Raw genomic sequence first — 7,638 nt, forward strand, 5'->3', positions numbered from 1 at the left:
TGGCGAACTCGACGTCATCGGGGACATCCGCGCGCTCGCAGCGTTCGCGGTCCTCGGTCCACGAGGTCGGCAGGTAGAGCTCCCGGTCGATCAACGCCCGCCCCCGCTTCGAGGCGTAGGCCAGGAACACACCGAGCTGACAGTTGTCGATCTTCCCGCTGGTGCCGGTGTACTGGCGCTGCACCCCGGCCGAACGCAGGCCCTTCTTGATGAACCCGGTCTCGTCCACGATGAACACCCCCGACGCGGTGTCGGTGAGATGTTGCAGGACGTAGCCGCGCAGGTCGTCGCGGACCCCGTCGACGTCCCAGTCCGCGGTGCGCAGCAGCCGCTGCATCCCGTCCGGCGACATCGCCCCGGCGTGTTCGGCGAGGGTCCAGCCGTTCTTCCGCTCGAGCCCCGCGAGCAGGCCTCGCAGGTAGGTTCCGACCCGCCGGCGCGGCTCGACCCTGCGGAAACGGCCAGAGATCAGCTCCACCACCGCGTCCAACGAGGCCACCCACCCGGCAAGATCAACCACGCGGTGATCATCACCGCCGAACGGCCGTCAGCCTCTCACCACACGCCGAACTGCCGTTGCAGTATTAGGCGTTTTCCTAAGGAAAACGCCCGGCCCGGCTCGGTGTGCTCGGCTGCTGGGTGTGGTCGGTGGTGACGCCGTCGGCTCGTCGGGCCAGTGGCGCACAGCGATGGGCGCGTCGCGCGTACCCGTTGTCGGCGTCGCTGACTATCCTCGAGCGGGGATTCCCGTGCTGGGCGATGACGGAAGGTGGGGGCATGGGGGATGAGCTGATGCAGATCGGTCAGGTGTCGACGCGCATCGGCCTGTCGCTACGCACCATCCGTCACTGGGACGAAGTGGGACTGGTGACTCCCTCGGCACGGTCGGCGGGAGGCTTCCGGCTCTACACCGAGGCCGATGTCGACCGGCTGGCGTTCATCAAGCGGCTCAAGCCACTTGACTTCAGCCTCGACCAGGTCAAGGAACTGCTGGCGACGGTCGACGAGCGCGGGCAACGCGATGAGCTCGGGTCGGAGCGCCTCGAGGATCTGCTCGGTTGCCTGGCAATGTTCCGGGCAGCCACGGACAGTCGGCTCGACGCCCTGCGCCTCCAGGTCGACAGCCTCGAGTCATTGTCGCGTGATCTGAAGAACCTCGACGCCTCCACCCGGTCGAGTAGCACCTCGCACGCCCCTTGACCTGTGCGGACGTACCGGTCATAGCGACGTCTCGGGGGCTGACGCAGAGCGAGATCGCCGCCGAAGGCCGAGGCTGGCGTTCGCATATGCTGTCGTCCTCTGGATCCCTACGGAGTTTCACCACGTGATCGCGACCGACCTCACACCGCCAGTCGGCAGACTACCCGCCCTGCTTTCGGGCGGATCTGAGCTTGAGCTTTAAGCTCTGAGGTCGTCGGCGTGCTGTCGCTGTGACCCCGGGTGATCATTGGTGCAGCCCTTGGTTGATCATGCTTCTGTCGAAGGAAGAAGATCAACACAAGGGCTGCGGTGGGTAGTGTGCACGCTCAAGCTCAGGTGGCGGCGTTCGGGGAACTGGCCCGGTTCCGTCACGAGTTCTACACGTCGTTGACCTCGCGATCTGATGTGCCGGATCCCTTGGTGAATTTGAGTCCCACGATGCATCCGATCAGGATGGTGAGCACAGCGGCTTTGGCGGGTGTGAACTGCTCGTCGCCCGTTAGCATGGCGTACGCTACGGTCAGTACCGCGCCGATCCCGATCCACACCGAGTAGGCGACGCTGACCGGGATGCTACGCATCGCGAGCGCGAGGCCGACCATGCTCAATCCCAGGAACACGAGGAACACGACGGTGGGGATGGGCCTGCTCAGTCCGGCGGACATGCCGAGCGCTGTCGCCCACACGGCCTCGAACACCGCACTGACGATGAGGATCAGCCAACTCATCAGGAAACCACCTTGAGCGCCGCCACGCTGCCGACCAGACCGGCGAGCAGGATGATCTTCAGCGGGGTCGCCTTCTCCTTGCCGCTGCTGATCGCCCACCCGGCGGTCAGCACAGCGCCGACACCGACCCAGACAGCGTAGGAGGTGCCGGTGGGCAGGCTCTGCATCGCGATTGCGAGCCCGGCCATGCTGAAGACGAGAGCGACCGTGAACACGATCGTCGGTCCGCGGCGTTTGAAGCCGTCGGAGGCGGCCAGCGCTGTCGCCCATACTGCCTCCAGGACACCGGAGGCGATCAGGATGCTCCATGCCACGATAAACTCCAGAGGCCAGTCTTGTCGCTGCGCGGGTACTGGCCGACCTCGTCCGCAAGGCCACTGAGGCCCTCGGTACGCAAACCTACCAAGGAACTCCGGATCCATGGCAGGCGGCGGCGAGCTATGAACCGTCCTGGGTCTGCGAGAGGCTGAGGTTCAGGCCACCGCACCCTGTTGGGCGATGGATGTAGCGTACACCATTTCTCGTTCGATCGGCGACATATAGTCAATGGAGGAGTGGAGCCTCACACTGTTGTACCAGTGAACCCACTCCGCGGTCTCTCGCTCCACTTCGCGAAGACCGATCCAGTTCCGAGAATGAGCATGCGGAACGATGAGCTCTGACTTGTACAGGCCGATCGTGGACTCCATCAGCGCGTTGTCCAGCGCGTCACCGACGGTGCCGATCGAGCCGGCGATACCAGCCTCGGCGAGTTGCTCGGTGAACGCCAGAGACGTATATTGGGACCCGGCATCCGAATGATGAATAAGACCCTCGGAGGTGAACTCGCTGATCGCCCGTTGGCGAGTGGACAACGCCTGCGCCAAGGCCCCGGAGACGAGATCGGTGGTCTTGCTCATCGACGCCTTCCATCCGAGGATTCTGCGGGAGTGGACGTCGGTCACGAACGACACGTAGCAGAACCCGGAGGCGGTCCACACATACGTGAAATCCGCGACCCACAGCGCATCCGGTCGAGTCGGCGCCGCCCACGCCCGCTTGACCAGGTCAGGATGGCGGGCTGCGCGCTGATCACGGGTCGTCGTGGCCGTGTGGTGGACCCCGCGGCGCACGCCCTGGATCCCGGCGACACGCATCAATCACCCCCATCTGGTCCCGCCCGACCCGGAGCCCTTCCCGCCGCGCCGCACGCCACATCTTCCGCACCCCGTACACACACCTGGGCGAATTCAGGCGGTTGAAGCATCTAGCTCAACGAGTTCGGCGAATATCTCGGAGGGCTTCTTCCAGTTGTGGATTTTACGGGGTCGGTCGTTGATGTCGCAAGCCACCATCGCCAGGTATTTCGGGTCCGAGGTGATGTCCGTGCCTTTCGGGAAGTACTCGCGGACGATGCGGTTGAGGTTCTCGTTGCTGCCGCGTTCCCACGGCGAGTGTGGGTGGGCGAGGTACACCGGCATCGAGCCCTTGGTGACGGTGGCGTGGCCGGCCATCTCGGCACCGCAGTCCCAGGTCAGTGAGGCCCGCATGTGCGCGGGCAGACCGCTGGTGGCGGCGATGACCCCACGGCCGACGGTGAGCGCGGCGCGGCCGGTCAGGGGCACGAGGACCAGGAACCGGGAGGTGCGCTCGACCAGCGTGGCGACGGCGGTCTTGCCGTTCTTGCCGATGACCAGGTCACCCTCCCAGTGGCCGGGCACGGCGCGCCCCTGGGCGTCGGCGGGGCGGGCGTCGATGTAGGTCGGGTCCTTGATCCGCGGGGCCGGTGGGGGCTTGGCGCCGCCTCGTCGGGCGGTGCGCCCGGACCGTAGCGCGAGCAGCTCGCGGGCCAGCGTGGACACCGGGGTGGCATAGATCCACTGGTAGATCGCCTCGTGAGACACCCGACAAGCCTCGTCATCGGGGTGCTCGGTCGGCAACCGGCCCGCGATCGAGGCCGGTGACCAGCCACCACGCAACAGAGCATGCACGATCCCGCGCAACCGCGGGTGACGGTCCACCGCGAACTGCTTCGGCCGCTCCCGCGCCGCCAGGGCCCGTTCCTGCGCTGCCGCGGCCCGGTACTCGTAGCGTCCGCCGTGACGACGGACCTCACGAGAGATCACCGACCGATCACGACCCACCACCGAGGCGATCTGCTTGTAGGACAAGCCCTCCGCGAGACCCCTCGAGATCTCCTCCCGATCCGACAACATCAACATCTCACGCACGGAACATCCTGTCCCGCCGAACAACCAAGATCAAGTGCTACGACCGGCTGAACTCACCGAACGCTACGGATGGGACGTCACCTATACTCTACTTGTAGTCGCCGCAGTAATCACCGCGGCCCTATTCCTTCTAGCAGACAGGACCGAGAACGCGCAATCCGACTGACCGCACCGTCGCACCGAGCCCAGGACACCGAGCGGCCAGCCTAGATGGCATGGAGTCCTGTAAAGAAATGAGGACTGAGTAGTGAGTCTTTTTGATCCGATGGGTCAAGGCGAGAGGTCGGAGAGTCGCGGAGAAGGTTCGGGGCTACTGCGAAGTGATGATCAGGATACGGTTACATTGCGAACTCGGGAGCGTCTCTTAAGAGTCATTAGTGGCCGCTCGAGGCGATTCCGAGTTGTCGCAGTATCGACCGGGTCGATATTATTTATCTTGCTTTCAGTGACAGGACTTCTGGTCATGACAGAAGAAGGTAGAGTCACCGTAGAGGGAAAGGTCGTGGGATTGATGACATCGCCTTCTCGGAAGGTTGTGGACGGCTTCTTCCCTCTCTCTTCCGGTGGCTGCGCAGGGTCTGGAGAATTCAAAGGAGTGCGGGCGGGAGGACTGATTTCCGTGCTGAACTCGAAGAGGCAATTGATAGGCTCCGGGCAACTAAGCGACTCTATCATTGTGGGGAGTTCGTGTCAATTTAGCTTTAAGGTTGATGGCGTTTTGAAAAACAAGGTCTATCGAGTTAGCGTTGCCGGTCGCATGCCGTTGTCCTGGACTGCGGCGGAAGTTGGATCTCCTGGGGGGATTCGAATAGTTCTTGGAGTGTAGCTGGGGCGCAGCCAGGGCCCCGGCAAAGTCGTCAGATGATCTTGTAGGTGGTCAAGGGTCGGTGGGCGTCTCGGGCGTGGTGGCGTAGTCCGGCGGCGATGTTGGTGGTTCCGGTCAGTCGGAGTGCGGCGATCGCGAGGTTGCGCAGGGCGGCCATGACCTGGGGGCCGGCTGCGGTGCGGGTCTGGGAGCGGTCCTCGTCGAAGGAGACGTCCCGGACCCAGTGCAGCCGGTTCTCGATGTTCCAGTGCCCGCGGATCCAGCGGGCCAGCAAGATCGGGTCTGCCTGGAACGCGGTCAGGCTGGTGATCGCGTAGACGGTCACGGTCTTCCACCGTGCGCCCGGACGTAGCGGGCGGCGCCGGCGGATGAGCCGGATGGCCTGGGCGGCGTGTGGGAAGAACTCCCCGCCCCGGTCCGGGCACCGCTGCAGGGAGAGCACGCTGATCGTGCGGGTCTCGACCCGCCCGTGGCCACGGGCCCGCTGCCGGGCGGCCGGCCCGGTCATCTTCCAGGGCAGCGCACGCAGCCGGGCCAGCAGCGTGGGCTGGTTAGCCTTGACCGTCATCAGGTAGTGCCCACCGAGCTCGACTGGGCCGGGTTCTGGCGCGGCTTCGACCGGCTGCACCATCTGCGCGATGCGTCCTGGACCAGCGAGGACAAGCTGCGTGGCAAGGCCCACCAGCAGCTCGGCTCGCTCGGGGGCGGAAATCACTTTGTGGAGCTCTGCCTCGACGGCGACGACCGGGTCTGGCTGATGCTGCACTCCGGGTCGCGGGGGATCGGCAACATCCTGGCCAACCTGCACATCGAGAAGGCCAAGGTGCTGCCGCACAACCAGGAGCTGCCCGACCGCGACCTGGCCGTGTTCCTCGCCGGCACCCCGCAGATGGACGCCTACCGGGCCGACCTGCACTGGGCGCAGGAGTACGCGCGGCTCAACCGGCGGGTGATGATCGAGCTGTGAGGTTCCCCCGCTTTGCCGGAGTGTCTGAACACTGGTTCGATCTTGAGAGCCAGGAAGGAAGGCACTGGTGACTGCACCGAAGAAGTACCCCGATGAGCTGCGTGAACGGGCGGTTCGGCTGTATCGGGAGTCCGACCCTCGCCCGACGTTCCGGACGCTCGCGCAGCAGCTCGGGGTGCATCACGAGGCCCTGCGCAGCTGGGTCCGCCAAGCCGAGGCCGACACCGGCGAGCGCCATGATCGGCCGTCGACCGACATGCTCGCCGAGAACCGCAGGCTGGCGAAGGAAAACGCCGAGCTGCGGCGGGTCAACGAGGTCCTGCGCGCGGCGAGCGCCTATTTCGCCTCCGAGATCGGCCCGACCCGGAGGTGGTCATGAGCTTCGTCGACGCCCATGGCTTCCCCGCCGGTCTCGTACTACGGGTCCTTGGTGTGCCGGTCTCGACCTACTACGACTGGCGCACCCGCCGCGCGAACCCCTCTCAGCGCCACCTCGACGACGCCGTGCTCCTCGAACAGATCGTGAAGATCCGCTCGGTCAGCGAGTTCGCCACCGCCTACGGATCCCCGCGGGTCTGGCTCGAGCTGCGCCGCCAAGGCGTGCACGTCGGCCGCAAGCGCGTCGAGCGGATCATGCGCGAGCACGGCCTGCAGGGCGCCCACCTGCGCCGCGGCTGGAAGGGCGGCTCGACCCGGCAGAACCCCGCCCACCGGCCGGCGCCGGACCTGCTCGAACGCGACTTCACCGCGGCCGCGCCGAACCGGGTGTGGGTGGCCGATCTGACCCGGATCGTCACCGGCGAGGGCGTGTTGTGGATGGCCTCGGTGCGTGACGCGTTCTCCAACCGGGTCGTCGGCTGGGCCACCGACTCCCGTGCGACGACCGCGCTGGTGCTCACCGCGCTCAACCACGCCCTGCGCTCGCGGGACCTGCGCCCCGGCCAGTTGATCTTCCACAGCGACAAGGGAGCCCAGTACACAGCGCTGCGGTTCACCCAGCGCCTGGTCGACGCCGGTGTCGCCCCGTCGACCGGGTCCAACGTCGGACATACGGCGCTCGATGCTGTCGCGGTAGACCATGATCAGCCCGCACCCCAGGCGCGCGCCGGATCCGCCGGCGAGCAATCGTCAAGACCTGTGGATGAAGATCTTTTAGGCGGCTTCGGTGTGGGTGTGGTCGTCGGGTCGTTCAACGAGTCGTCCGGCCTCGAAGACTGCTCCGGCGCGGACGAGCGCGACCAGGTGCGGGCCGTTCACGGCGCGCCAGCGGTCCTGGGCGGCTTCGATGAGTTTGAACGCCATCGCGAGCCCGGCGGTGCGTGAGCCGGGCCCGCGGGTGACGCGGGTGCGGTGGCGGACGGTCGCGAACGTGGACTCGATCGGGTTCGTGGTGCGTAGGTACTGCCAGTGCTCGGCGGGGAAGTCGTAGAAGGCGAGCAACTCATCGAGGTCGTCACGGACCTTCGCCACGGCCTTGCCGAACTTTGCCCCGTAGGCGGCGTCGAAGCAGGTCACGGCGTCGAGGGCCTTGTGTTTGTCTTCGACGTTCCAGATCTCGGTCAGCGCCTTCTTCGCTCCCGGATGCGCCGACTTGGGCAGGGCGGCGAGGACGTTGGCGGTCTTGTGCACCCAGCAGCGCTGCTCACGGGTCTCGGGGAACACCTCCCGTAGCGCGCCCCAGAACCCGAGCGCGCCGTCCCCGACGGC

At 66.0% G+C, this 7,638-nt stretch carries 8 protein-coding genes, 3 pseudogenes and 1 riboswitch; of the genes and pseudogenes, 4 read left to right on the forward strand and 7 right to left on the reverse strand.

Features of this window, described 5'->3' with window-relative positions:
- A partial coding sequence (locus Ae505Ps2_RS28585; protein WP_139320284.1) for an IS701 family transposase occupies positions 1–520 on the reverse strand: 520 nt, incomplete at its 3' end.
- 257 nt (positions 521–777) lie between these two features.
- Here Ae505Ps2_RS28585 and Ae505Ps2_RS28590 point away from each other — a divergent pair.
- The gene (locus Ae505Ps2_RS28590) at positions 778–1,200 is read left to right on the forward strand and encodes a MerR family transcriptional regulator (protein WP_075334862.1); all 423 of its coding nucleotides are present in this window, start codon (positions 778–780) and stop codon (positions 1,198–1,200) included.
- A 377-nt stretch (positions 1,201–1,577) separates the two neighbouring features.
- Here Ae505Ps2_RS28590 and Ae505Ps2_RS28595 read toward each other — a convergent pair whose 3' ends face one another.
- The 5 genes and pseudogenes from Ae505Ps2_RS28595 to Ae505Ps2_RS28615 all read right to left on the reverse strand — a co-directional run bounded on the left by Ae505Ps2_RS28595 (position 1,578) and on the right by Ae505Ps2_RS28615 (position 5,532).
- Complete coding sequence (locus tag Ae505Ps2_RS28595) at positions 1,578–1,928, reverse strand: multidrug efflux SMR transporter (RefSeq protein ID WP_075313168.1); 351 nt, start codon at positions 1,926–1,928, stop codon at positions 1,578–1,580.
- On the reverse strand, positions 1,928–2,242 hold the full coding sequence (locus Ae505Ps2_RS28600) for a multidrug efflux SMR transporter (RefSeq protein WP_075313169.1): 315 nt from the start codon (positions 2,240–2,242) through the stop codon (positions 1,928–1,930). The genes Ae505Ps2_RS28595 and Ae505Ps2_RS28600 overlap by 1 nt, the downstream gene beginning before the upstream one ends.
- A 10-nt stretch (positions 2,243–2,252) precedes the next feature.
- A riboswitch (guanidine-III (ykkC-III) riboswitch) is annotated at positions 2,253–2,318 on the reverse strand.
- An 83-nt stretch (positions 2,319–2,401) separates the two neighbouring features.
- Positions 2,402–3,155: pseudogene (locus Ae505Ps2_RS28605) on the reverse strand (IS3 family transposase); the annotation flags it as partial.
- Between the two features lie 2 nt (positions 3,156–3,157).
- Positions 3,158–4,129, reverse strand: a complete 972-nt coding sequence (locus Ae505Ps2_RS28610; protein WP_075554361.1) for an IS30 family transposase — start codon at positions 4,127–4,129, stop codon at positions 3,158–3,160.
- An 866-nt stretch (positions 4,130–4,995) separates the two neighbouring features.
- Positions 4,996–5,532 (reverse strand): ISAs1 family transposase, encoded by a 537-nt coding sequence (locus Ae505Ps2_RS28615; protein WP_075313183.1) that lies wholly within the window; start codon positions 5,530–5,532, stop codon positions 4,996–4,998.
- 33 nt (positions 5,533–5,565) lie between these two features.
- Between Ae505Ps2_RS28615 and Ae505Ps2_RS28620 the strand changes: the two are divergent.
- The 3 genes and pseudogenes from Ae505Ps2_RS28620 to Ae505Ps2_RS33845 all read left to right on the forward strand — a co-directional run.
- Positions 5,566–5,928 (forward strand): annotated as a pseudogene (locus tag Ae505Ps2_RS28620) (RtcB family protein); the annotation flags it as partial.
- A gap of 70 nt (positions 5,929–5,998) precedes the next feature.
- Positions 5,999–6,310, forward strand: a complete 312-nt coding sequence (locus tag Ae505Ps2_RS28625) for a transposase (protein WP_158071584.1) — start codon at positions 5,999–6,001, stop codon at positions 6,308–6,310.
- Positions 6,307–6,954 (forward strand): annotated as a pseudogene (locus tag Ae505Ps2_RS33845) (IS3 family transposase); the annotation flags it as partial. The gene Ae505Ps2_RS28625 and the pseudogene Ae505Ps2_RS33845, both read left to right, overlap by 4 nt.
- A 129-nt stretch (positions 6,955–7,083) precedes the next feature.
- Here Ae505Ps2_RS33845 and Ae505Ps2_RS28635 read toward each other — a convergent pair.
- The coding region (locus tag Ae505Ps2_RS28635) for a transposase (RefSeq protein ID WP_170917169.1) at positions 7,084–7,638 on the reverse strand (555 nt) is incomplete at its 5' end.

Origin of the sequence: Pseudonocardia sp. Ae505_Ps2, from assembly GCF_001932425.1 — a bacterium.
GTDB lineage: Bacteria > Actinomycetota > Actinomycetes > Mycobacteriales > Pseudonocardiaceae > Pseudonocardia.

What these genes read in the sequence shown, in the direction of transcription:
- Ae505Ps2_RS28590 (WP_075334862.1), top strand. Translation starts at nt 778, where the DNA reads ATGGGGGATGAGCTGATGCAGATCGGTCAGGTGTCGACGCGCATCGGC.
- Ae505Ps2_RS28595 (WP_075313168.1), bottom strand. Translation starts at nt 1,928, where the DNA reads ATGAGTTGGCTGATCCTCATCGTCAGTGCGGTGTTCGAGGCCGTGTGG.
- Ae505Ps2_RS28610 (WP_075554361.1), bottom strand. Translation starts at nt 4,129, where the DNA reads ATGTTGATGTTGTCGGATCGGGAGGAGATCTCGAGGGGTCTCGCGGAG.
- Ae505Ps2_RS28615 (WP_075313183.1), bottom strand. Translation starts at nt 5,532, where the DNA reads ATGACGGTCAAGGCTAACCAGCCCACGCTGCTGGCCCGGCTGCGTGCG.